The 22,941-nt window shown below is 73.0% G+C and carries 21 protein-coding genes and 2 tRNA genes; 7 read left to right on the top strand and 16 right to left on the bottom strand.

Features of this window, described 5'->3' with window-relative positions; genetic code table 11:
- The first annotated feature begins 38 nt into the window (after positions 1–38).
- A complete protein-coding gene (locus tag AC4F3Q_RS02935) occupies positions 39–1,100 on the top strand; it encodes a mechanosensitive ion channel family protein (protein WP_491038652.1) in 1,062 nt (353 codons plus the stop codon).
- Positions 1,101–1,161: 61 nt separating this feature from the next.
- On the opposite strand, the gene AC4F3Q_RS02930 is transcribed toward AC4F3Q_RS02935, so the two are convergent.
- Both AC4F3Q_RS02930 and AC4F3Q_RS02925 read right to left on the bottom strand, forming a co-directional pair.
- Positions 1,162–1,629, bottom strand: a complete 468-nt coding sequence (locus AC4F3Q_RS02930) for a PTS sugar transporter subunit IIA (RefSeq protein WP_168445992.1) — start codon at positions 1,627–1,629, stop codon at positions 1,162–1,164.
- Between the two features lie 2 nt (positions 1,630–1,631).
- Positions 1,632–1,952: a PTS sugar transporter subunit IIB gene (locus AC4F3Q_RS02925; protein WP_350308681.1), complete on the bottom strand. Its 321-nt coding sequence runs from the start codon at positions 1,950–1,952 to the stop codon at positions 1,632–1,634.
- 153 nt (positions 1,953–2,105) lie between these two features.
- Between AC4F3Q_RS02925 and ptsP the strand changes: the two genes are divergently transcribed.
- From ptsP to AC4F3Q_RS02910, 3 genes are read left to right on the top strand one after another with little or no spacing between them, the layout of a single operon-like run.
- Entirely contained in the window at positions 2,106–3,800 is a 1,695-nt protein-coding gene (gene ptsP / locus AC4F3Q_RS02920; RefSeq protein ID WP_491038651.1) for a phosphoenolpyruvate--protein phosphotransferase, read from the top strand.
- A gap of 59 nt (positions 3,801–3,859) precedes the next feature.
- Positions 3,860–4,243 (top strand): globin, encoded by a 384-nt coding sequence (locus AC4F3Q_RS02915; RefSeq protein WP_168445994.1) that lies wholly within the window; start codon positions 3,860–3,862, stop codon positions 4,241–4,243.
- A 7-nt stretch (positions 4,244–4,250) separates the two neighbouring features.
- Positions 4,251–5,138, top strand: coding sequence for an acyl-CoA thioesterase (locus AC4F3Q_RS02910; RefSeq protein WP_491038650.1), 888 nt, complete (start codon positions 4,251–4,253; stop codon positions 5,136–5,138).
- Positions 5,139–5,348: 210 nt separating this feature from the next.
- Here the strand turns inward: AC4F3Q_RS02910 and AC4F3Q_RS02905 are convergent, their stop codons facing one another.
- Positions 5,349–5,951, bottom strand: a complete 603-nt coding sequence (locus AC4F3Q_RS02905) for a TetR/AcrR family transcriptional regulator (protein WP_491038649.1) — start codon at positions 5,949–5,951, stop codon at positions 5,349–5,351.
- Positions 5,952–6,099: 148 nt separating this feature from the next.
- Between AC4F3Q_RS02905 and AC4F3Q_RS02900 the strand changes: the two genes are divergently transcribed.
- Positions 6,100–6,522: an organic hydroperoxide resistance protein gene (locus tag AC4F3Q_RS02900; RefSeq protein WP_491038648.1), complete on the top strand. Its 423-nt coding sequence runs from the start codon at positions 6,100–6,102 to the stop codon at positions 6,520–6,522.
- Here AC4F3Q_RS02900 and AC4F3Q_RS02895 read toward each other — a convergent pair.
- From AC4F3Q_RS02895 to AC4F3Q_RS02850, 10 genes are all read right to left on the bottom strand, one after another.
- Complete coding sequence (locus AC4F3Q_RS02895) at positions 6,465–7,391, bottom strand: DUF4031 domain-containing protein (protein ID WP_491038647.1); 927 nt, start codon at positions 7,389–7,391, stop codon at positions 6,465–6,467. The genes AC4F3Q_RS02900 and AC4F3Q_RS02895 overlap by 58 nt on opposite strands.
- Before the next feature lie 4 nt (positions 7,392–7,395).
- The gene (locus tag AC4F3Q_RS02890; RefSeq protein ID WP_491038646.1) at positions 7,396–7,881 is read right to left on the bottom strand and encodes an acyl-CoA thioesterase; all 486 of its coding nucleotides are present in this window, start codon (positions 7,879–7,881) and stop codon (positions 7,396–7,398) included.
- A gap of 9 nt (positions 7,882–7,890) precedes the next feature.
- Positions 7,891–9,564, bottom strand: a complete 1,674-nt coding sequence (locus AC4F3Q_RS02885) for a GTPase (RefSeq protein ID WP_491038645.1) — start codon at positions 9,562–9,564, stop codon at positions 7,891–7,893.
- Positions 9,561–11,300 carry a dynamin family protein gene (locus AC4F3Q_RS02880; protein ID WP_491038644.1) on the bottom strand — a complete coding sequence of 580 codons (1,740 nt, stop codon included), beginning with the start codon at positions 11,298–11,300 and terminating at the stop codon, positions 9,561–9,563. Before AC4F3Q_RS02880 ends, AC4F3Q_RS02885 begins: the two co-directional genes overlap by 4 nt.
- Before the next feature lie 81 nt (positions 11,301–11,381).
- On the bottom strand, positions 11,382–13,058 hold the full coding sequence (gene ettA, locus AC4F3Q_RS02875) for an energy-dependent translational throttle protein EttA (protein WP_168446001.1): 1,677 nt from the start codon (positions 13,056–13,058) through the stop codon (positions 11,382–11,384).
- Between the two features lie 139 nt (positions 13,059–13,197).
- On the bottom strand, positions 13,198–13,737 hold the full coding sequence (locus tag AC4F3Q_RS02870) for a single-stranded DNA-binding protein (protein WP_491038643.1): 540 nt from the start codon (positions 13,735–13,737) through the stop codon (positions 13,198–13,200).
- A gap of 111 nt (positions 13,738–13,848) precedes the next feature.
- Positions 13,849–15,348, bottom strand: a complete 1,500-nt coding sequence (locus AC4F3Q_RS02865) for a GTPase (RefSeq protein ID WP_491038642.1) — start codon at positions 15,346–15,348, stop codon at positions 13,849–13,851.
- Positions 15,349–15,386: 38 nt separating this feature from the next.
- On the bottom strand, positions 15,387–17,060 hold the full coding sequence (locus AC4F3Q_RS02860) for a dynamin family protein (protein WP_491038641.1): 1,674 nt from the start codon (positions 17,058–17,060) through the stop codon (positions 15,387–15,389).
- A gap of 83 nt (positions 17,061–17,143) precedes the next feature.
- Positions 17,144–17,216, bottom strand: a tRNA-Arg gene (locus tag AC4F3Q_RS02855).
- A 9-nt stretch (positions 17,217–17,225) separates the two neighbouring features.
- Positions 17,226–17,942 carry a phosphatase PAP2 family protein gene (locus AC4F3Q_RS02850; RefSeq protein ID WP_491038640.1) on the bottom strand — a complete coding sequence of 239 codons (717 nt, stop codon included), beginning with the start codon at positions 17,940–17,942 and terminating at the stop codon, positions 17,226–17,228.
- Positions 17,943–17,996: 54 nt separating this feature from the next.
- On the opposite strand from AC4F3Q_RS02850, the gene orn reads away from it, so the two are divergent.
- Both orn and AC4F3Q_RS02840 read left to right on the top strand, forming a co-directional pair.
- Positions 17,997–18,674, top strand: a complete 678-nt coding sequence (gene orn / locus AC4F3Q_RS02845) for an oligoribonuclease (RefSeq protein WP_491038639.1) — start codon at positions 17,997–17,999, stop codon at positions 18,672–18,674.
- A 59-nt stretch (positions 18,675–18,733) separates the two neighbouring features.
- A tRNA-His gene (locus AC4F3Q_RS02840) sits at positions 18,734–18,809 on the top strand.
- Positions 18,810–18,889: 80 nt separating this feature from the next.
- On the opposite strand, the gene AC4F3Q_RS02835 is transcribed toward AC4F3Q_RS02840, so the two are convergent.
- From AC4F3Q_RS02835 to AC4F3Q_RS02825, 3 genes are all read right to left on the bottom strand, one after another.
- Entirely contained in the window at positions 18,890–20,362 is a 1,473-nt protein-coding gene (locus tag AC4F3Q_RS02835) for an NAD-dependent succinate-semialdehyde dehydrogenase (protein ID WP_491038638.1), read from the bottom strand.
- Between the two features lie 112 nt (positions 20,363–20,474).
- Entirely contained in the window at positions 20,475–21,785 is a 1,311-nt protein-coding gene (locus tag AC4F3Q_RS02830; RefSeq protein ID WP_491038637.1) for a TrpB-like pyridoxal phosphate-dependent enzyme, read from the bottom strand.
- Between the two features lie 238 nt (positions 21,786–22,023).
- Positions 22,024–22,935 carry an ATP-grasp domain-containing protein gene (locus AC4F3Q_RS02825; RefSeq protein ID WP_491038636.1) on the bottom strand — a complete coding sequence of 304 codons (912 nt, stop codon included), beginning with the start codon at positions 22,933–22,935 and terminating at the stop codon, positions 22,024–22,026.
- Between the last annotated feature and the right edge of the window lie 6 nt (positions 22,936–22,941).

The raw sequence follows: 22,941 nt of genomic DNA, 5'->3' as shown, positions 1-22,941 counted from the left end.
GATCTTCGTCACAAGCACCCGCGTCCTAGGCTTGGCGCATGCTCAGAGCCACCACCCCGACCCCCTCGCCCACGCCCGGAGACCTCGACCTCCCGACCCGCGCCGAGGTCGAGACGCACTGGTTCGACTGGTTCGTCGGGACGCCCCTGCGCATCGCGCTCATCCTCGTCGTCGGCATGATCGTCCTCGCCGTCGTCCGGCGCGTCCTGCGCAGCGTGACCAACCGTCTCGCGCGCGAGCCCCGCAACGACTTCGGCAACGTCCTGCGCCGCGTCACCCCGCTCTCCGCCGAACGCCGGGCGAACCGTGCCCAGACCCTCGGGTCCGTGCTCCGCTCGACCTCCTCGATCGTCGTCGGTTCGATCATCGTCCTGCTCGTCCTCGACGAGCTGAGCATCAACCTCGCCCCGCTCCTCGCCTCCGCGGGCGTCGCGGGCGTCGCCCTCGGATTCGGCGCGCAGAGCCTCGTCAAGGACTTCCTGTCCGGGACCTTCCTGCTGTTCGAGGACCAGTACGGCGTCGGCGACGTCGTCGACTTCGGCACCGTCATCGGCACCGTCGAGGCCGTCGCCCTGCGCGTCACCAAGGTGCGTGACGCCGACGGCACGCTCTGGTACATCCGCAACGGAGAGGTGCTCCGCGTCGGCAACCACTCGCAGGGCTGGAGCCGCGCCATGGCGGAGGTCCGCGTCGCGTACGGCGCCGACGTCGCCCTCGTGCGCAACCTCCTGCGCCAGGCGTCCGACGAGGTGCGCTCGGACGACGCGCTCAACCCGCACATCCTCGCCGAGCCCGAGGTCTCGGGGATCGAGGACCTGTCCGGGGAGTCGCTCCTGTTCCGCGTCACCGTCCGCGTCGCGGCCGGCCAGCAGATCGAGGTCTCCCGTGCGCTGCGCCTCGCGTGCCTCACCGCGCTCACCGACGCGGGCGTCGAGCTCGTCGGAGCCGCGCGCATGACCGTCGTCGCGCCGCAGAGCGCGGAACCCGTGCCGCCGAACGCCGCTCTCGCGCCACCGGCCACCGCCGCTGCGCCGCAGGGCGCGGCGAGCGCGCCGACGGCGGCGCGCGAGACCGGAGCGACGGAGACCCGCGAGGACTGACGCCGCACAGCACGACGCCCTGGCACCCGTCGGGTGCCAGGGCGTCGTCAGTCCTGCTGGTTCAGATCCAGCGCAGCAGCGGGTCGCCGGCCGCGACCCTCGCGCCGACCTCCGCGCGCAGCTCGAGCGCCTCCGCGTCCCCCTGGAGGGCGACGACCGGGCAGACCGCCGCGTACCCGGCCTCCGTCACGGCGTCGGGCGACCAGGTCACGATGACGTCGCCAGCGCGCACGGCAGCGCCTGCCTCGACCTGCTTCTCGAACCCGGCGCCGCGCATGCCCACGGTGTCGACGCCGAGGTGCACGAGCAGCGTGCGGCCGTCGGCGAGCTCGAGCGCGAACGCGTGCGGGAACGACGTCGCGACGACGCCGTCCGCGGGGGCCACGACCGCCTGGTCCTGCCCCGGGTCAGGGATGATCGCGACGCCCGGTCCGACCATCGCGGCCGCGAAGACCTCGTCGGGCACGTCAGCGAGCGACGCGACGGTTCCCGCGAGCGGAGCCGCGACCTCGAGCGGTTCGCGCGCCATGCTCAGCGCAGTCCCTCGAGCTCGGCGGCGAGGTTGTCCGCCTCCGGCCCGACGATGACCTGGACGATCCGGCCGGAGCGCACGACACCGAAGGCGCCCGTCTCCCGCAGCCCGGCCTCGTCGACCTGCGCGGGGTCCGTGACCTCGACGCGCAGCCGCGTGATGCACGGCTCGAGGTCGACCACGTTCTCGCCGCCGCCGAGGGCAGCCAGGATCTGCTCCGCCTTGCTCATGTCTGCACTCCCGTGTTCGTCCGTAGCCGCCGAGTCCGGTGCGGACCTCGCGGCCTGATGCTTCGGGCCGGCCTGCGGGCCGGCGCACACACACCTAGCCTACGTCGCGTTCCGCAGCCGGGCTGCCGTCAGCGCCCCGGACGTCAGCACGCTGCTGCTCGTTTGGCGCAGCGCCGCCGAGGGGAGACACTGAGGACGGTCACACCCCCTCGACGACCCGCCAACGAAGGCAACGGAGGCACCGTGAACCCGGCAGCTGAGCAGCGGACGATCACCGGCATCGGCGTGAGCCGCGGGATCGTCTCTGGTCCCGTCGTCCACCTCCCCGAGCCGATCGCCCAGCCACCGGCAGGCCTGCGCCTGAGCCCGAGCGACGACGCGGTCGCCGCGGCGGCGCGCATCCCCGAGGCCGTCGCGGTCGTCGTCGCGCAGCTCGAGGCCGCAGCAAGCCATGCGACGGGCGACGCGGCGGACGTGCTCGTCGCGACCGCAGCGATCGCAGCAGACCCGACCCTGAGCGCTGACGCGCACCGCCGCGTGGTCGAGGAGCACCTCGTCCCTGAGCTGGCCGTGTGGGAGGCCGCCGACGCCGTCGCGGCGCAGCTCGAGGCCCTCGGCGGGTACCTCGCCGAGCGTGCCAGCGACGTGCACGACGTGCGCGACCGCGTCGTCGCGCAGCTGACCGGCCGCCAGGCCCCGGGCGTCCCCGACCGTATCGAGCCGTTCGTGCTCGTCGCCGCCGACCTCGCACCGTCGACGACAGCGACGCTCGACCCCGAGCGGATCCTCGCGATCGTCACGGACGGCGCAGGCCCGACGTCGCACACCGCGATCGTCGCCAACGCCCGCGGGATCCCCGCGATCGTGGGCGCGGCCGGGGCGAGCGCCGTCCTCGAGGAGGGCGCGACGGTCCTCGTCAACGGCGCCTCGGGCGTCGTCGTCCTGCACCCCACGCAGGAGCAGATCGAGGCCGCGGGCAAGCTGGCCGCGATCGACCGCACCTTCGACGGCACCGGCCGCACGAGCGACGGGCACCGCGTCCAGCTCCTCGCCAACATCGGCAACCCTGAGGACGCCGACGCCGCTGCCCGCGTCGGCGCCGAGGGCGTCGGGCTGTTCCGCTCGGAGTTCTGCTTCCTCGGGCGCGAGACGCCGCCGAGCGTCGAGGAACAGGTGGAGCAGTACCGTCGCGTGCTGTCCCGCTTCCCTGGGCGCAAGGTCGTCCTGCGGACGCTCGACTCGGGAGCCGACAAGCCGCTGCTCTTCCTCACGTCGCCCGACGAGGAGAACCCCGCGCTCGGCGTGCGCGGCCTGCGTGCCGCCGCGACGTGGCCCGGCCTGCTCGACGACCAGCTCGAGGCGATCGCCCAGGCGGCCGCCGCCGAGGAGGCTGAGGTGTGGGTCATGGCCCCGATGGTGTCGACGGTCGACGAGACCGAGGACTTCGTCGCGGCGTGCACCCGGCACGGCCTGCCGACGGCGGGCGTCATGATCGAGGTGCCGAGCGCGGCGCTGCTCGCCGGGCCCATCCTCGCCCGCGCGTCCTTCGCGTCGATCGGCACGAACGACCTCACGCAGTACACGATGGCCGCCGACCGTCTGCTCGGCTCCCTCGCGGCGCTCTCGAACCCGTGGCAGCCGGCGGTGCTCCAGCTGATCGCCGCGACGTGCCGGGCTGGTGCGCAGCAGGACCGCCCGGTCGGCGTGTGCGGCGAGGCCGCTTCCCACGCGTCGCTCGCCGCCGTGCTCGTCGGGCTCGGTGTGTCCTCCCTGTCGATGACGCCGCGCGCGATCCCGGACATCGCGACGGCGCTCGGGGCGGTCACGCTCGAGGAGTGCCGCGAGGTCGCCCGGCTCGCCCTCGACGCCGAGACCGCCGAGGCCGCCCGGACCGCGGTGCGTGCGCGCCTCCCCCAGCTCGCCGAGCTCGGGCTCTAGCCCGCCCACGCCGCGACCTGGGTCGCGGGCGTCGGACGCAGGCGTGGGAGGATCGTCCGGTGACTGACGACTCCTTCTACGCAGCGGTGGGAGGTCACGAGACCTTCCAGCGGATCGTCGACGCCTTCTACGAGGGCGTCGCGGCTGACGACGTCCTGCGCCCGATGTACCCCGAGGAAGACCTCGGCCCGGCCAACGAGCGCATGGTCATGTTCCTCGAGCAGTACTGGGGCGGCCCGACGACGTACTCCGAGCGTCGCGGGCACCCGCGCCTGCGCGCGCGGCACATGCCGTACAAGGTCAACCCGCTCGCGCGCGACCGCTGGATCACGCACATGACCGCCGCGGTGCGCAGCGCCGGGCTCTCCCCGTTGCACGAGTCCGAGATGCTCGACTACGTCGAGCGTGCCGCCCACTCGATGCTCAACACGTTCGACGACTGAGGCTCAGATGACCGACACGACCCAGACTCCCCCCGTGGCTGCGGAGCCCTTCCGCAACCTCCAGGCCGTCCTCGAGCTCGACCGTACGGGCGACGACACGTTCGTCGGTACGAGCCTGCCGCAGCTCAACGGTCGCGTGTACGGCGGCCAGGTGCTCGCGCAGTCGCTCCTCGCTGCTGGCGCGACGACGGCCGCCGAGCGCCAGCCCCACTCGCTGCACGGCTACTTCCTGCGGCCGGGCGCCCTCGACGAGCCCATCACGTTCGAGGTCGAGCGGATGCGCGACGGCCGCTCGTTCAGCGTGCGGCAGGTGCACGCGTTGCAGGGCGGCAAGCCGATCCTCACGATGACGGCGTCGTTCCAGGAGGTCCAGCCGGGCATCGACGAGGCGCAGCGGATGCCCGACGCGCCCGCGCCCGAGTCGGTCGAGTCTGCGGTCGACAAGCTCGGCTCGCTCGACCACCCGGTCGCGAAGTTCTGGACGAGCCAGGCTGCGTTCGACATCCGGCACGTCAACGGGTCGCTCTACCTGTCGACCGACCGGTCGGGCGACGACCGGCAGATGGTGTGGCTGCGCGCGCGGGGCCCCGTCGAGGGCGGGCAGCTCATGCACCGCGCCATGACGGTGTACGCGTGCGACCAGCTCATGCTCGAGCCGGTGCTGCGGCGTGCAGACCTCGGATGGGCCACGCGTGGGCTCTCGATCGCGAGCCTCGACCACGCGATGTGGTGGCACCGTGACGTGCGTGCGGACGAGTGGCTGCTCTACGTGCAGAGCTCGCCGAGCGCGTCGGGTGGCCGTGGGCTCGGCGCCGCGCGCATCTTCGCGCAGGACGGCACGCTCGTGGCGTCGATCGCCCAGGAGGGCATGATCCGCGTGCGTGACGTCAGCTGACGTCACGCACGCTTCTTGTCACGGACGGCAGCGTCGCCGTCCGGCTGGTGGGGCAGGTCAGTCCCAGAACGGCGGGAGGTCGTCCTCGTCCAGGAGGCTCGTGGGAACGTCGTCGGTCGTGATGCTCATACCTCTACCCTCGGCAGGGCCGCGTCACGCCGTAGAGGACGTTCGGCCCAGACCTGGGCCGTCTGAGACGGCGTGGTCCGGTCAGCGGGACGCGGCGGCCGCTCCGGCCGCGACGAGCTCGTCGACGGCAGTGCGCAGACCGTCGGCAGCCCTGCGTGCGTCGTCCAGGTAGCCGGCGACCATGGCGCCGTCGCGCAGCATCATGAAGGTGTGCGCGGCGGCGCGTGCGTCCGGGTGGCCCGCGCGCTCGAGGGCGCGGCGGGCGACACCCTCGAACCAGGTGCGGTGCTCGACGACGAGCGCGTGCACGGGGTGCTGCGGGTCGGGGTACTCCGCCGCCGCGTTGATGAACGGGCAGCCGCGGAAGCCGGTGCGGCAGATCTCGCCGCCCATGGCCTCGACCATCGCGCGCAAGAGCGCGGCCGCCTCCTCGGGGTCTTGCGGGTCGGCGCCGAGCCGGGCGCGCAGGGCGTCGTCCTGGGCGTGGAGGTACGCGAGGACGAGGTCTTCCTTGCCGGGGAAGTGCCGGTAGAACGTGGCCCGCGTCACCTGAGCCTGGGCGACGATCCGGTCGACGCCGACAGCGTGGATGCCCTCGGAGTAGAAGATCTGGGACGCGGTGCGCAGCAGCCGCTCGCGGGCGGCCGAGGTGCGGCCTGTTCCGGGGGCGGGGGCGCTGGTCATGGGTCCACCCTAGGCGGGCACCGCTGCAGCGCCAAGCAAAAAGAGGAAGAACGTTCGGTCTTGCAACTTCCCCACGAAGATGTCAGGCTCAGCAAGGCAGAACGATCATTCTTCCTCCATCCGACCAGGACCACCCGAGAGGCCCACCATGAACGTCGTCTACACCGCCGTCGCGACCGCTACCGGCGACGGCCGCAACGGCCGCACCGCCACCTCCGACAACCTCGTCGCCCACGACCTCGCCGTCCCCGTCGAGATGGGCGGCCCCGGCGGCGCCACCAACCCCGAGCAGCTCTTCGCCGCCGGCTACGCCGCGTGCTTCCACTCCGCGCTCAAGATGGTCGCCCGCACCCGCAAGATCGCGATCGAGGACTCCGCGGTCACCGCCGAGGTCGGCATCGGTCAGCTCGCCTCCGGCGGCTTCGGCCTCACCGTCGCCCTGCACGCCGAGATCGGCGGGGTCGACCAGGCGACCGCCGACGAGCTCGTCGCCGCCGCCCACGAGGTGTGCCCCTACTCGAACGCGACCCGAGGCAACGTCGACGTCACGGTCGACGCGACGGTCGCCTGACCGTCGAGCACCGCCAGCTCGCGCTCCAGGTTCGCCCGGGCCGCCTGTTCCCACCGCCTCGACCCCTCGGCGGTGGCGAACAGGCGCCCGAGGCTCAGGAGCGACCGCAGCACCGCAGCCCGCCCCTCGCGGAACGCGCCGTCCGGGACGTGCGCGTACTCGGCTCGCACCTGCCGCACGTAGCGGGCATACCCGCCCTCGTCGGACCCGAGGATCGAGAGGTCCGCGTCGCACACGAGCGCCCCGAGCGCGTCGCCGGCCACGACACGGTGGTGCGTCGTCAGCACGACGAGACGCGAGACCTCCGCGACCTCCTCCGGAGGGACGAGCCCCGCGAGGAGCTCGCGAGCGAGCGCAGCCGAGCGCTCCTCGTCCTGCCCCGCGACGCCGTCGTGCACCGCGTCGTGGAACCACAGGGCGAGCGCGACCGGGCGCGGCACGTCCGGATCAACGACCGCGGCCGCACGCAGCACCTGCGCGAGGTGACCCGGACCGTGGTACGTGCGGTGCGGCTCGTGCCAGCGGTCGAGCAGCACCTCCCCCACCTCGGGCGCACCCGGCAGGAGCGCCTCCCAGCGAGCAGCGAGCGCCACGCGGCGCGCCTCGCGCCGCTCACGCCCCGGGACGCGCAGTCCTGACGCCGCGAGCCGCCGAGACAGGTCGCGGCCCGACACGGGGACCGCACCCCGGGCCACGAGCTCCTCGTACCGCTCCGCGGCGACGTCGTAGTGGTCGAGGTCGAACGCACGCTGCGGCACCCCCGCAGCCTCCGCGAACGCGTGCAGCTCCGAGAGCGAGCTGTCCGAGACGAGGTGGGCCCAGAGCGTGCCGTGCGCCGGCCACGCAGGCGGGTCGATCAGGACCGTCACACGGTCACCGGCGGCCTCGCCGGAACGTCACCGGCTCCTCGACGAACGGCTCCCACGCCGCCCGCTCGACCTCACCGATACGCCGCGGCGAACCCGTCCGCGGATCGACGAGGACCATCGTCGTCACCGCCTTCGCGTAGACCGTCCCCGCCTCGTCGGTGACCTCGTAGCAGATCTCGAGGCTCGCTCCCCCGAGCCGCCCCAGCCACAGCGCGACGACGACAGGCGCGCGCCGGTACGCGAGCGGCGCGACGTACTCGATCTCCTGGTGCGCGACGAGCGTGAACGTCTCCGCGCCGGGCGACGCGTCGAGCACCGCGGTCGGCCGCGCGACGGGCGCGTCGACCGGATCGCCCTCGACGGCCGGGTGCCGCCAGAACGCCTCGATCCGGGCCTCCTCGAGGAGCCGGAGCATCTCGACGTTGTTGACGTGGGCGTAGGCGTCCATGTCCGACCAGCGCAGCTGGACGGGGATGTGCAGACGGGTCATGCCTTCACGCTAGGCCATGCGTGGGCGTCGCCGCGTAGGACCGGCCCCTGCCCGCGTGGCCGCCGCACGGCAGGCGTGCCACGCGTCGAGGCGCGCGCGTGCGGGTCCCAGCACAGCGGCGTCCGCAACGGTGCGGACGCCCGCCTCGAGGGCCGCGCGAGCGCGACGGCGACGCCGCGCGGCGGTCGTACGCCCGACCAGGCCCGCGAGCGCCCCGAGCAGTGCACCCGCCGCGAGGCCGCCGACGGCGAGGGTCGTCGGCCACGGCACCGCGAGGTCGCCCGCACGCCACGAGACGTCGGGTGCAGGCAGGCGCAGCGCGTCGAGCCCTGCGAGCGCGGCGAGCCACACGAGGCCCGCGATGCCGAAGACGAGCAGCGCCGTCTGGACCCACCCGACGACGCGCGCCCAGCGCGGTGGCTCGGGCGAGCCGAGCGGTGCCGCGACGACGACCTGGTCCAGCGCGTCCGCGAGGGCGTCCGGGTCAGGGCGCGCGGCGGACGTCGGCTGCCACGGCCCGGGCAGGGCCTGGGCGACCGCATCAGCATGCTCCCGCAGCGCCTCGGCCGTCCGCGCACGGACGGCCGCCGTGGGGCGTGGCAACGAGGACCGGCGCACCTCAGGAGCGACCTCGGCGCGTTCCCGACCGGGGTCAGGGCGCAGACCGAGACGGCGCAGCGGATCGGCGCGCAGGCGACCGACCCAGCGCGTGACCGGCCACCCCGCCGTCGCGCGCACCTGGCGTCGCGCCGAGAGCCCGACGGCAGCGACGACCGTCGGAGCGCCGCTCGCCTCGAGCAGCGCCTGCACGAGGCGAGCGTCTGCGGCATCGGACGCCCGGGCCGCGCCCGCCGGGGGCTCGCTCAGCTCGAGCATCCGGTTCGCGCTCGCGCGCACGTCCTCGAGGAGGCGTGCGGCCATCGCCTGACGCCGCCGTACCGCGTCGGCCACGAGCGCACGGAGCTCGGCGACGCCGAGGCCGTCGGTCGCGGACGTCGCGAGCACCCGCGCGTTCGGCAGGCCGTCCACGACGACGCGCGCGCGCAGGTCCGCGAGGCACGTCTCACGGTCCGCGTCGGAGAGCCGGTCGGCATGGTTGAGCACGACGACGACCACGCCCTCGTACGCGGCCAGTCTCCGGAGGTAGCCCTCGTGGAGCGCCGCATCGGCGTACTTCTGGGGGTCGGTGACCCAGATCATGAGGTCGGCGCGGGCGAGCAGGCGGTCCGCCCGCACCCGGTGCTCGGGGACGACGGAGTCGTGGTCAGGGAGGTCGAGCAGCACGAGGCCCTCCGAGCCGTCCCCTCCGCCGTCGACGAACGTGCGCTGGGTGACCTCGAGCCAGTCGAGGAGCGCGGCCGGGCTGCTGCCAGGCCACACCGCCGCGACAGCCCGGGACGTCGTCGGCCGCAGGACACCAGGCCGCGCGACCTCCGCACCCGCGACCGCATTGAGGAGGGAGGACTTCCCCGAGCCCGTCGAGCCCGCGAGCGCGACGACCGTCCGGTCGGCGCCGAGCGCGACGCGCTCGCGCACGCGCGGGAGCAGCTCCTCGACCGCGCGAGCGAGCGCAGGGTCGGCGTCCGCGAGGACGTCACGCCCTGCGTCCCACGCCTCCTCGAGCGCCTCGACCCGCTCGAGGATGTCAGCCTCGGTCGGCGTGGCCTGCCGCCCGCTGCTCACCGCACCTCGCCGCGGCCGGACCGGGCACGGGCGAGGGCGTCGCGGGCGCGCTCGATCCGCTCCGCCGCGCCGTCGTCGACGTGCTTCGCGTCGAGCCGTGCCTGGAACCGCGCACCGTCAGCCTCGAGCACCGCCCGGACGCGCTCGTCGAGCAGCTCGCGCGCCGTGACCGCGAGCCTGCGCACGGCGTCGTCCCCGAAGACCGCCTCGAGAAGGCGTTGGGCCAGGACAGCCGTCCCTCCCGCGATGCCGACCTCGGCACCGGTGAGCCCGCCCGTCGAGGCGAACACGACGACCATGAGCGCGACGCCGAGGCCGTTGACCCCGAACGACAACGCACGGGCTCGCCCGCGCGTCGACTGCCCCTGCGTCGAGACGAGCTCGAGCACGTCGCCCTGCCAGGTCCGCACCTGTTCCGCGACGTGCTCACGGACGTGCGGCCCGCCACGCGCAAGACCGTCCGCGAGGTCGCGGCCCGCCGGGTCCGCGCGCCACGCGTCGTACGTGCGTTCCGCGGCCCCGTGCGCCGCGTCGAGGATCACGGCCTCGAGGTCGTGCCCGACGGCGCGCGCGACCGCAGGCGCGTCCGCCGTCCGGCCGCGGAAGAACGCCGTGACCCGGTCGCGAGCACGGCCGACGCCCTGCTCGACACGGCGCAGGAGGTCGCCCGTGCCGACGAAGTCCTGCCACCGGGCGAGCACCTCGCCGCGGAGCATCGCCCCGTCGGCCGTAGCGCGCGCCACCTGGGTCGCGGCCGCTTCCTGCTCGCGGCGAAGCGTCGCGGCGAGCCGGTCCCGTGCCGCGACCTGCTCGCGTGCGGCCACGGCGAGGTCGGCGAGCCTGCGGCCGAGGTCGGCGACCGCGCCGTCGAACGTCGCGGCGACGACGCGTCGACGCTCGTCAGGCTCGGTCACCGCGACGAGCCACTCCCGGAGCGCCAGGAGGTGCTCGGGACCGAGCATCCCTGACGCGAGCGCCGTCTCCTCGACAGGAAAGACGCGAGCGCCCGGGTGGCCGCGCTCGGTGAGCATCCCCTCGAGGTGCTCGGTGATCGCAGCGCGGGCGTGCGCGTCGACGCGGTTGAGCACGAGGGCGACCTGCGTGCGGCGCTGCGCCGCGGCGTCGAGCAGGTCCCACGGCACGGCGTCCGCGTAGCGAGCGGCCGTCGTCACGAAGAGCCACAGGTCCGCCGCAGCGAGGAGCTGCGCCGCGAGGTCACGGTTCTCAGCGACCACCGAGTCGACGTCCGGTGCGTCGAGCAGCGCATAGCCGGGCCCGACAGCGGCGGTCGGCACGAGCCGCAGCGTGCGGTGGACCGAGTCGGCAGGGACGGCTTCCTGGGCGCCCGCGCGGCTGAGGCCGGGCAGGACGCGGTCGTCGGCGAACCAGGGGGCGTCCTGGGGGTGGTGTGCGAGAACAGGGGCGAGCGTCGTGGGCCGCAGGACGCCGGACGGGCTGACCGGGGCGCCCACGAGCGAGTTGACGAGCGTCGACTTGCCCGCGCCCGTCGAGCCGCCGACCACGACGAGCATGGGCGCGTCAGCTGATCGTGCACGGGGCAGCAGGTGGTCGTCGATGCGCGCGAGCAGCTCGTCACGCAGTGCGGCTGCGTCGTCCGCGCCGGGGCTGGGGAGGTCGAGGCGGAGCGCGCCGACGGCCGTCCGGACGTCCTCGAGCGCGCGGACGACACCGCCGTCTGCCCCGTCGGTCCGCGAGGTCGCCGCACCTGCCGTCATGACCTCACCCTACGGTCGTGGACGTGCGCAGGCCCGGCAGCGCGTGCGCTGCCGGGCCTGCGTCGAGCCTGATGAGGGCTGTCAGTCGCGGGTCAGGCGACGGTGCGTCACGCGGTGCGGACGCGCCGCGTCGGCGCCGAGACGCTCGACCTTGTTCTGCTCGTACGACTCGAAGTTCCCCTCGAACCAGTACCAGTTCGCGGGGTCCTCCTCGGTGCCCTCGTAGGCGAGGATGTGCGTCGCGACCCGGTCGAGGAACCAGCGGTCGTGGGAGACCACGACGGCGCAGCCGGGGAACTCGAGGAGCGCGTTCTCGAGCGAGCCGAGGGTCTCGACATCGAGGTCGTTGGTGGGCTCGTCGAGGAGCAGGAGGTTGCCGCCCTGCTTGAGCGTGAGCGCAAGGTTGAGGCGGTTGCGCTCACCACCCGACAGCACACCGGCAGGCTTCTGCTGGTCCGGGCCCTTGAAGCCGAACGACGCGACGTACGCGCGCGACGGGATCTCGACGTTGCCGACCTTGATGAAGTCGAGCCCGTCGGAGACGACCTCGAAGAGGGTCTTCTTCGGGTCGATGCCACCGCGAGACTGGTCGACGTACGAGATCGAGACGGTCTCACCAATCTTGAGCTCGCCGCCGTCGAGCGGCTCGAGGCCGACGATCGTCTTGAAGAGCGTCGTCTTGCCGACGCCGTTCGGGCCGATGACGCCGACGATGCCGTTGCGCGGCAGCGTGAAGCTCAGGCCGTCGATGAGCTGGCGGTCGTCGAAGCCCTTCTGGAGCCCCGTGGCCTCGAGGACGAGCGAGCCCAGGCGCGGTCCGGCCGGGATCTGGATCTCCTCGAAGTCGAGCTTCCGGGTGCGCTCCGCCTCAGCAGCCATCTCCTCGTAGCGAGCAAGACGCGCCTTCGACTTGGTCTGCCGGCCCTTGGCGTTGGACCGCACCCACTCGAGCTCCTCCTTGAGGCGCTTGGCGAGCTTGGCGTCCTTCTTGCCCTGGACCTGGAGGCGCTCCTGCTTCTTCTCGAGGTAGGTCGAGTAGTTGCCCTCGTAGGGGTACAGGCGGCCGCGGTCGACCTCGCAGATCCACTCGGCGACGTGGTCGAGGAAGTAGCGGTCGTGGGTCACGGCGAGGATGGCACCCGGGTACGTCGTCAGGTGCTGCTCGAGCCACAGCACCGACTCAGCGTCCAGGTGGTTGGTGGGCTCGTCGAGGAGCAGCAGGTCAGGCTTCTCGAGGAGGAGCTTGCACAGCGCGACGCGGCGACGCTCACCACCGGAGAGGACCTTGACGTCCATGTCGCCGGGCGGGCAGCGCAGCGCGTCCATCGCCTGCTCGAGCTGGGAGTCGAGGTCCCACGCGTCGGCGGCGTCGATGGCCTCCTGGAGCTTGCCCATCTCTTCCATGAGCTCGTCCGAGTAGTCCGTCGCCATCAGCTCGGCGATCTCGTTGAAGCGGTCGAGCTTCGCCTTGATCTCGCCGACAGCCTCTTCGACGTTGCCGAGGACGGTCTTCTCCTCGTTGAGCTTCGGCTCCTGCATGAGGATGCCGACGCTGTAGCCGGGAGACAGCCGCGCCTCACCGTTCGAGGGCTGCTCGAGGCCGGCCATGATCTTGAGGATCGTGGACTTTCCGGCACCGTTCGGGCCGACGACGCCGATCTTCGCCCCGGGGAGGAAGTTCAGCGTGACGTCGTCGAGGATGACCTTGTCACCGTGCGCCTTGCGCGCCTTGTACATGGTGTAGATGAACTCAGCCACGGATTCTTGGACCGCCTTGTGATCGTGAGGGGTGAGCGTCGCACGCCGCGAGGCGTGCCGTGCCCGTCGCCGCCCGGGCGGCCCGGCTCGTCGAGCCGGGCGCGCAGGCGTCGACGGGCGACGCACAGACCCCCCAAGCCTACGCGGTCGCGGGCTCGAGCGCTCCGAGCTCCTCGTCGACGGCGACGGCGGTGTCGAGCGAGTCCTCGTCGGCGTCCGGCGTCGGGGCAGGCTGCGCGCCTGCGTCGTCGGTCGCGGGAGCAGCGAACGGGTCCTCCTGTCGGCCGGCTCCCGACGGGGCGGGCTCGAAGCCTGTCGCTGCGGTGCGCACGCAGCGCGTGAACTGGGCGAACCCGCGCGTGAGGTCGTGGCCGAGCGTCGCGCCGCGCACGCCGAGCGACGAACGCGGGCCCTCCTCGCTGTCCCAGCGCTCGAGCACGAGCCTGCCGGTGAGCACGACAGGCTCGCCCTGACGCACCGACCGCGCGACGTTGTCGGCGGCATCGTCCCAGAACACCGCGCTGAACCACTGCGTGTCGCCGTCGACCCACTCGTTGCGAGAGTCGCGGTAGCGGTGCGTCGAGGCGACGCGGACGGTCGTGAAGACGCGGTCGTGGGCGGTGCGGGTCAGCGTCGGCTTGTTGCCGACCCACCCGCGCACCGTGATGGTCGAGCTCATCGGTCCTCCAGGGAGCGGGGACGGCCTGGTGCCGTCCGAGGGCCCCACGCTCGCGCCCGTGCCGGGTGGACCGCGAGCGCTCTCCCCCGGCCCGGGGCCGAGGGAGCCTCGTCAGCTCCCTGTGGGCGACTGCTCCGCTGCGGCGAGCGCGAGCACGCGCGCGTCGTGGTGGTCGCTCAGGACCGGCGTGGACGGCTGCAGGACGAGCTCGCGGACGACCGCTGTCAGCCGCTCGCGCGCCTCCCCCACGAAGCCTGAGCCACGCTCCTCGGCACGCCGCCGCCGCGCCCGGCCGCGCACGAGCACCGCGACGCCCGCGGCGAGCGCGAGCGCACCGGCCCCGACGAGGAGGTACGTGCCGAGGTCGACGCCGTCCCGCCTGTCCCACCACCCGAGCAGCAACGCCAGTCCCGTCCCGGCGGCGACCACAGCGAGGGCGGCGAGGACGAGGGAGAACGCGCCTGCGCGGCGCACCGCCGCACCCGGGCCCGGCTCGAGCCGGACCCCTCCCACCGCACGGTCGACCGCCGCAGCGATCTCGTCGGCTGGCGCGACGACGCGCTCGAGGTTCTCCTGCCACCCGTGCGAGAGGTGCCGCCCGACGTCGTCGAGCCACCGGGAGCGAACCGACTCCGCCACCTCGGCAGTCACGGAGACGCCCGTCGCCGCGGTCGAGCCGTCGTCGAGCGTCAGCGCGGCCGTCCGGCCGCGCGCCTCGAGACCGACGCCCGTCGCGAGCGCGTCGACGGCAGCCGGCACGAACGCGTCGAGGGCGCGCGGAGCCTCCGCCGAGAGCGCCTCCGCGACGAGGGTCCCCGCACGGGTCAGCTCGCTGCCGACGCGTACCGCCGCGACGGAGCGCGCCACGACGACCTTGGCGAGGCGCGCCCGCAGCTCGTCGATGCCGTCCCCGGTGACCGCGGACACCCCGAGGACGTCGACCGAGCCGAGCCCGTCGTACGTCAGCAGGCTCGACACGTCCGCGAGGATCTCCTCGCGCTGCGCGGGCGGGACCGTGTCGAGCTGGTTGAGGACGACGAGCATCGACCCCTCGGCCCCCACGAGGGTCTGGAGGTATCCGGAGTGCAGCGCGTCGTCCGCGTACTTCTGCGGGTCCACCACCCACACGAGGAGGTCGGCCAACGGCACGACGCGGTCGACGATCGCGCGGTTCCCCGTGCGAACCGAGTCGTGGTCCGGGAGGTCGAGCAGCACGAGGCCGTCGAGCTCGCGCTCAGAGTCGTCGTCGAGGGCGGAGATGCGGTTGATGCGCCGGTCCGCGTCGACCCCGACCCAGTCGAGCAGCGCGTCCGCGTGGTCGCTCCAGGCGCACGCCGTCATGCGCGACGTCGTCGGGCGCTTGACGCCCACGTCGGCGAAGTTCAGTCCCGACACGGCGTTGAAGAGGCTCGACTTCCCGGAGCCGGTACCGCCGACGAGCGCGACGACCGTGTGCTCGACGCCGAGGTCCAGACGCTCGGAGGCACTCTCGAGCGCCGTCCGCGCAGCGGCGAGAACCTCGGGATCACTTCGGTCGGCGATCCGGTCGAGGGCGCTGCGCAGGTCCTTGACCCGCCCACGAAGGTCAGCCGCGTCGGTCCGAGCTCCCATGCCGGCATCCTCTCCTCGTGTCCGCTCTGGTCCCTTCCTCACACCAGCCGGCGAAGCTCGGCGAGCCTGAGCCGCACCGGTGTCGCTGCCTCGTCCTGCAAGGACGGAAGGTCCAGACGCTCAGCGTACGGTCCCTCTTCCTCGAGCACGACAGCACGCCCCCGATCGACGAGATCCGCCCTGACGTCGGCGAGCACGTCGGACGCGGACGCGCCGAGGAGGCCGTCGAGCATGCGCTGCGCGCCCACGTTGCCGAGCGCCGCGACGACTGTGACAACGCGCAGGCCCTCGACGCCGATGCGGCGTCGGGCGCGACGCACGGCGGCCTCGTCAGCGCGGTCGGCGAGGTTCTCGCCGACGGCGGCAGTCCACCTGGCGGCCGTGGTCACGGCGGTGCGCTCGCGCCACGCGCCGATCTCGGGGTCTCCTGCGACGACGTCGCGCAGCGCCGCTCCGCCGGGCAGGCCCGGCTCCTCGGCGATCGCGCCGCCGATCGCCTGTCCCGCCACCTCGGACGCGCGGACGAGCAGCCGAGCCACGGCACGCTCGGCCTCGTCGAGCACAGGCGCGAGGCTCTCCTCTCGCCGGCGCACGCGCCGGGCCGACGGCGCCCGGAAGCCGGTGGACGCACGCAGGATGCCCGGGTCGGCCTCGATCGCGGACTGCCATGCCGCGACGAGAGCACCCGCGTCGAGGGTCCCGTCGGCGACGGCCTTCTCGATGACCGGGACGCCCACGCTCGCGTGCGCGGCGACCTCCGCGCGCAGGCTCGCGGCGTCGACCGCCTGGTCCTCGATCACGGCGGCGAGGTCCTCGACCTGTGCGGGCAGGGTCGACAGCGCGCCGCGCAGGGTCCGCAGGATCAGGCGCCGTGCCTGCTCGGCGCCCGCGATGGTCGAGAGCCAGCGGCGGATGCCCGCGACGTCCTTCCCGGGGAGCAGCCCTTCGTGGGGGCCTGCGTCGGGGACGATGAACAGAGGCGTCGACTGCATGCCGTGCTCGCGCAAGCGGTCGAGCAGGTCGACGCGCACCTCCGCGACCGTCGCGTCGGGAGCGCGGTTGAGGACCATCGCCATGGTCGCGCCCCGCTCGCGCGCCGCGGACAGGACGTGCCAGGGCAGCGCATCGCCGTAGCGGGAGGCTGTCGTCACGAAGAGGCCGACGTCGGCTGCGGCCAGGAGGCGGGCAGCCGTCTCACGGTTGGACCGCAGGAGCGAGTCGAGGTCAGGGGCGTCGAGGATGCACAGGCCGCGCGGTACGGACTCGTGCGCGACACGGAGGGCGTCCTCGAGGACCGTGTCCCCGAGCAGCCCCGCGTCAGCAGGATGGTGGACGAGCACGGGCTCGCGCGTCGTCGGGCGGATGACCGACGCACGGGACACCTCCGCGCCGACGAGCGAGTTCACGAGCGTCGACTTGCCCGCGCCGGTCGAGCCGACGACGACCACGACCGCCGGGCGGGAGAGCTCGCGCAGGCGCGGCAGCAGGTGGTCGTCGATCTGTCCGAGCAGTGCGAGGCGCACGTCGCGGCCGCGCTCCGTGCCAGGTGTCCGCAGCGGCATCTCGAGGTGCTGGACGTCGCGCCGCAGGTCGGAGACGACGTCGAGCAGCGTTGCGTCCGGGTCGACCTCAGGGGCGTCGTCGTGCGCGAGGTCGGCGTCGCGCAGGGCGGCCGTGCCGTCCTGGGTGCCGTCGACGCGCTCGTTGCTCACAGTGCAGATTGTCCCAAGTTGCCAGGTGCGGACCAAACGCGCGCGCCGCGACAGACGGGCTGATCGGTCGACGACGCGCAGAGCGCCCCCGACAGGACTCGAACCTGCAACCGACGGATTAGAAGGCCGTTGCTCTATCCATTGAGCTACGGAGGCGCCTCGATTCTACCGTCGCGCAGCGGGAGGCCGGTCCTGCGCCGGCCACCTGTCGACGCACACGACGACGCCGAGGACCGCGACCGCGAGGCACGCGCCTGCGAGGACGTCGGTGACGAAGTGGTATCCGAGGTAGAGCCGGGTCGCAGCCACGACGACGATGACGACGACGCTCACGACCGCCCACACGACCGTCGCCCGCCACGTGCGCCGCGAGCGCGCGACGAGGTAGGCGAGCACGAGGACGAGCGTCGCAGCGCCGATCGTGTGCCCCGACGGGAAGGATGCGGACGTCTCGACGCCGGGCACGCTCATCGACACCTCGGGCGGCCGCGGGCGGCCGACGAGCGCCTTGATCGCGGTGCTCACCGCGACGGCGAGCAGCATCGCGGCGACGAGGAGCGCCGGGTCCCGCCAGCGGCGCGTGACGATCCACCACACGCCGCACCCGACTGCGACGAGCACCGGCAGGATCGTCGGGCCGAACGTGTTGGTCACTCCCGTCGCGAGGGAGGTCAGCCACCCGACCCGGTGCGCCGCGAGCCACTCGAGGACGGGCTCGTCGACGCGCCACACGTCTTCCTGCTCGTTCACCGCGTCGAGCACACCGGCGAACAGCCCGATCCCGAGCCCGACGAGCAGAGCGCCAGGGAGCAGCGCGAGCCACAGCTCGCGCCTCGATCGTGCGGAGGGACGGGCGACCTGGGTGCTCGGAGCCTCGGGCATGTCTCGACGCTAACCGAGCGGGGCGCCTCCCACACCCGCGCGTACCCTGGACCCGTGGCGAACAACCTGAACAACGACCGGATCGTGTGGATCGACTGCGAGATGACAGGCCTGGACCTCCAGGCCGACGCGCTCGTCGAGGTCGCCGCGGTCGTCACCGACTCCGAGCTCAACGTCCTCGGCGACGGGGTCGACGTCGTCATCCGGCCCGAGCCTGCCGCGCTCGAGCAGATGAACGACTTCGTGCGGCAGATGCACACGACGTCGGGCCTCCTCGACGAGCTCGACTCTGGCACCACGCTCGAGGAGGCGCAGCAGACCGTCCTGGACTACGTCCGCACCTGGGTCCCCGAGCCTGGCCGCGCCCCGCTCGCGGGGAACTCGGTCGGGACGGACAGGGCGTTCCTCGACCGCGACATGCCTGAGCTGGCCGGACACCTGCACTACCGGATCATCGACGTCTCCTCGATCAAGGAGCTGTCGCGCCGCTGGTACCCGCGCGCCTACTTCCAGTCGCCCGAGAAGAACGGTGGCCACCGCGCTCTCGCGGACATCCTCGAGAGCATCGACGAGCTGCGCTACTACCGCGAGGCTGTCTTCGTCCCGCAGCCAGGCCCCGACTCGGCCACCGCGAAGGCTGTCTCGGCGAAGATCACCGAGACGAGCGTCACGATCCGCGAGAACGGCACGACCGCCCCCGGAAACCAGGTACACTCGTCTACGGCCCGGTGAGCACGGCTCGCCGGACTACGCTGTTCGTGCCGGTCTGACCGGTTCGTGCGGCACGCATGGTGGGTATAGCTCAGCTGGTAGAGCACCTGGTTGTGGTCCAGGGGGTCGCGGGTTCAAGTCCCGTTACTCACCCCATGCGAAGGCCCGGTCCGCGAGGACCGGGCCTTTGTCGTTCACAGGGCATCTGCCTGTGCACCTGTCGCCGGGCGGCCCGCTCACGTGGACGGGTCGGCGGTCAGGGTGTACTTCGTCTGCAGGTACTCGACGATCCCTTCGGCGCCGCCCTCGCGGCCCAGGCCCGAGTGCTTCCACCCGCCGAACGGTGCGGCAGCGTTCGACACGACACCGACGTTGAGCCCGACCATGCCGGACTCGAGCCGCTCGATCATCCGCTGCCCGCGCGCGAGGGACTGCGTGTACACGTAGGCCACGAGCCCGTGCGGGGTGTCGTTCGCACGGCGGACCGCCTCGTCCTCGTCGTCGAACGTCGAGATCGCGAGGACCGGACCGAAGATCTCCTCGCGCAGCACGTCCGAGCCCGGCGCGACGTCGGTCAGGACCGTCGCCGGGTAGAAGCTGCCCGGTCCGTCGAGCGGTGCTCCGCCGGTGCGGAGCACCGCCCCGCGCGCGACGGCGTCCTGGACGAGCTCGTGCACCCGCGCGACCGCAGCCTCGTCGATGAGGGGGCCGATCGTCACGCCGTCCTCGGTGCCGCGGCCCGTGCGGAACGCCTCGACCTTCTCGGTCACGCGCCGCGCGAAGTCGTCCGCGACGGAGCGGTGCACGAGGAACCGGTTCGCGGCCGTGCACGCCTGCCCCGTGTTGCGGAACTTGGCCGCGAGCGCGCCCTCGACCGCGGCGTCCAGGTCGGCATCGTGAAGGACGAGGAAGGGCGCGTTGCCGCCGAGCTCCATCGACGTGCGCAGCACGCCGTCCGCCGCCTGCCGCAAGAGCGACTGCCCGACGGCGGTCGAGCCCGTGAAGGACAGCTTGCGCAGGCGCGGGTCGCCAAGGATCGCATCGGAGACCGGGCCGGTCTGCGTCGTCGTGAGGACGTTGACGACGCCTGCGGGAACTCCTGCCTCCTCGAGGATCGTCGTCAGGAGCAGAGTGGTCAGCGGCGTCGCTCTCGCCGGCTTCACCACGACGGTGCAGCCCGCCGCGAGCGCGGGCGCGATCTTGCGCGTCGCCATCGCGAGGGGGAAGTTCCACGGCGTGACGAGGTAGCACGGGCCGACGGGGTGCTTCGTGACGATCATGCGCCCGGTCCCTTCGGGCGTCGCGCCGTAGCGACCCTGCACGCGCGCGGCCTCCTCGCTGAACCAGCGGAGGAACTCGCCGCCGTACGCGACCTCGGCGCGCGACTCGGCGAGCGGCTTGCCCATCTCGAGCGTCATGAGCAGCGCAAGGTCGTCGCTCCGGTCCTGGACGAGCTCGAACGCGCGGCGCAGCGTCTCCGCGCGCTCCCGCGCAGGTGTCGCCGCCCACGCGGGGAAGGCGTCGCACGCGGCGTCGAGCGCCGCGCGGCCGTCGTCGACGGTCGCGCTCGCGACCTGGGTGAGGACTGCTCCCGTCGCGGGGTCGTGCACGGCGAACGTCCCGCCGTCGGCTGCCTCGCGCCACCGCCCGCCGATGAACAGCCCGCCCGGGACACGCTCCACCAGCGCGCTCTCCTGCTCCTGAACCATGGCTCCTCCAGCACGTCGTCGCGAGACTCGACTGTAGGCGCAGGCGTGCGGACCCGCAGGGCGCCGGCACAGCCCGGCCCGGCCCCGCACGCGGGGCCGGGCCGGGTGCCGGTCAGAGGTACGCGGAGTACGCGGGAAGGTCCAGCACGCCGTTGCCGGACAGGCCGATGACGATGACCTCACCGTCCGCGGCCCTGCGAGCGTGCGCGACGGCGCCCGCGACCGCGTGCGTCGACTCGGGCGCCGGGATGATGCCCTCCGCGCGCGCGAACAGCAGACCCGCCGCGAACGCGTCGTCCTGCTCGACGGCGATCGCGTCCATGAGGCCGAGGTGCACCGCGTGCGACACCATCGGGCTCATCCCGTGGTACCGCAGGCCGCCCGCGTGGATCGACGGCGGGACGAAGTCCTTGCCGAGCGTGTACATCTTCATGAGCGGCGTCAGGCCCGCGACGTCGCCCGCGTCGTAGCGGTACTCCCCCTGAGTGAGGGACGGGCAGGCCGCCGGCTCGCACGCGACGAGCCGCGTCGTCGTGCCCTCGCGCAGGTTCTGCCCGAGGAACGGGAACGTCAGGCCTGCGAGGTTGGAGCCGCCTCCCGCGCACCCGAAGACGACGTCCGCACCCTTCTCCCCCGCCTCCGCGAGCTGGACGAGTGCCTCCTGACCGATCACGGACTGGTGCAGCATGACGTGGTTGAGGACGCTGCCGAGCGCGTAGTGCGCCCCCGGGTCCTTGACCGCGGCCTCGACGGCCTCGGAGATCGCCATGCCGAGCGAGCCGGTCGTGTCCGGGTACGCCTCACGCATCGCCCGGCCCGCGTCGGTCAGGTCGGACGGGGACGAGTGGCACACGCTGCCGTACGTCTCCATCTGCATGCGCCGGTACGGCTTTGCGTCGTACGACGCGCGGACCTGCCACACCTCGCACGTCAGGCCGAGCAGCGCGGCGGCGAAGGAGAGCGAGGCGCCCCACTGGCCTGCGCCCGTCTCGGTCGTCAGGCGCGTCGTGCCCTCGAGCGCGTTGTAGTACGCCTGCGGCACGGCCGTGTTCGGCTTGTGCGAGCCGACCGGGCTGACGCCCTCGTACTTGTAGTAGATCCGCGCCTTCGTGCCGAGCGCGCGCTCGAGGCGAGACGCCCGCACGAGAGGCGACGGCCGCCACCCGGCGTAGATCTCACGGACCGCCTGCGGGATCTCGACGTACCGCTCGGTCGTGACCTCCTGCTCGATGAGCGCCATCGGGAAGAGCGGTGCGAGGTCGGCGGGCGTGAGGGGCTCGCCCGTGCCGGGGTTGAGGTGTGGCGGGACCGGCTCGGGAAGGTCCGCCGCGAGGTTGTACCAGTGCGTCGGAACCGTGGACGGCACCGCCGTCCCGAGCGGCTCGATCGCCACGGCCGGCGGCATCGCCTGGGTGTGGGTCATGACTCTCCTTCGTGTTCGACCGGGTCGACCGGTCCCACGAAGCCTGCGAGACCGGACGTGAGAACGGTCAGCGCTAGGGACGCCACCGTCAGTGGTGGCGCCATCCGTCAAGTGCCGTGAGCAGGATCACACGGCGACCGTAGGGCAACCGCGCAACCGGAAGCCCGGACGTCTCGCCCACTGGACCGGGCGCCGCGTACGGGCCTCGTGAGGTGGGCGAGCTCAGGCGGAGCCAGCCTCAGGCGAGGCGCGCGAGCACGGCGTCCGCCAGGCGGCCCGCCGCGTCCTTCTCGAACGCGAGGAACAGCGACGGCTCGGTGAGCTCGAGCTCGATGATGAGCGGCTCGCCCTCCGGGCCAGGCACGACGTCGACACGCGCGTACAGCAGCTCGGTGCCGGGAGCCTCCTTCGCGAGGACCTCCTTCGCGTACGCGATCGCACGGTCGCCGACAGCACGCTCCTCCGGCGTCGTGGGACGCGTGCTCATCTCCTCCTGCTTGTACAGCCCCGCCATGCCGCGGAACGGACCCTGGAGCATCGCGCCCTTGCGCACCGAGTGGGAGAACTCCCCGTCGATGTAGACGAGCGCGGTCTCACCCTGCGTGTCGACCTCCATGAGGTAGCGCTGGATCATCACGTGGCGCCCCTCCTTCATGAGGGAGACGGCGTGCGAGATGGCGAGGCCGCGCGAGTGCGCCTCGCCGGCCTCGTAGCGGCCCGTGTCACGCGACCCGCGCGAGACGGTGGGCTTGATGACGAAGTCCCCCGAGGCGGGCATACGGGTGTGCACGGCACGGGAGGACAGCTTGCGTGCCGGGTCGAGCCAGATCGTCGGGATCACCGGCAGGCCGGCCTCCTCGAGCTCACGCAGGTACGCCTTGTCGGTGTTCCACTCGACGAGCCCGGCGGGGTTGAGGATGCGCGGCACGCTGCGCGCCCACGCGACGAACTCGTCGCGCCGCGACGAGTAGTCCCACGTGGACCGGACGACGACGAGGTCGAACGAGGACCAGTCGACCTCCGGGTCGTCCCAGACTGCGGCGACGACGTCAGCGCCACGCTCGCGCAGCGCGCGCAGCAGGAGCTGGTCGTCCTCGGCCAGGTCCGGGTGGAAGTTGCAGGTCGCCAGTGCGATGCGTGCGGTGCTCACGGACCC

This window comes from Flavimobilis sp. BM9 (assembly GCF_058313055.1).
The sequence above is the reverse complement of the archived record's forward strand: the minus strand, read 5'-3'. Positions and strand labels throughout refer to the sequence as shown.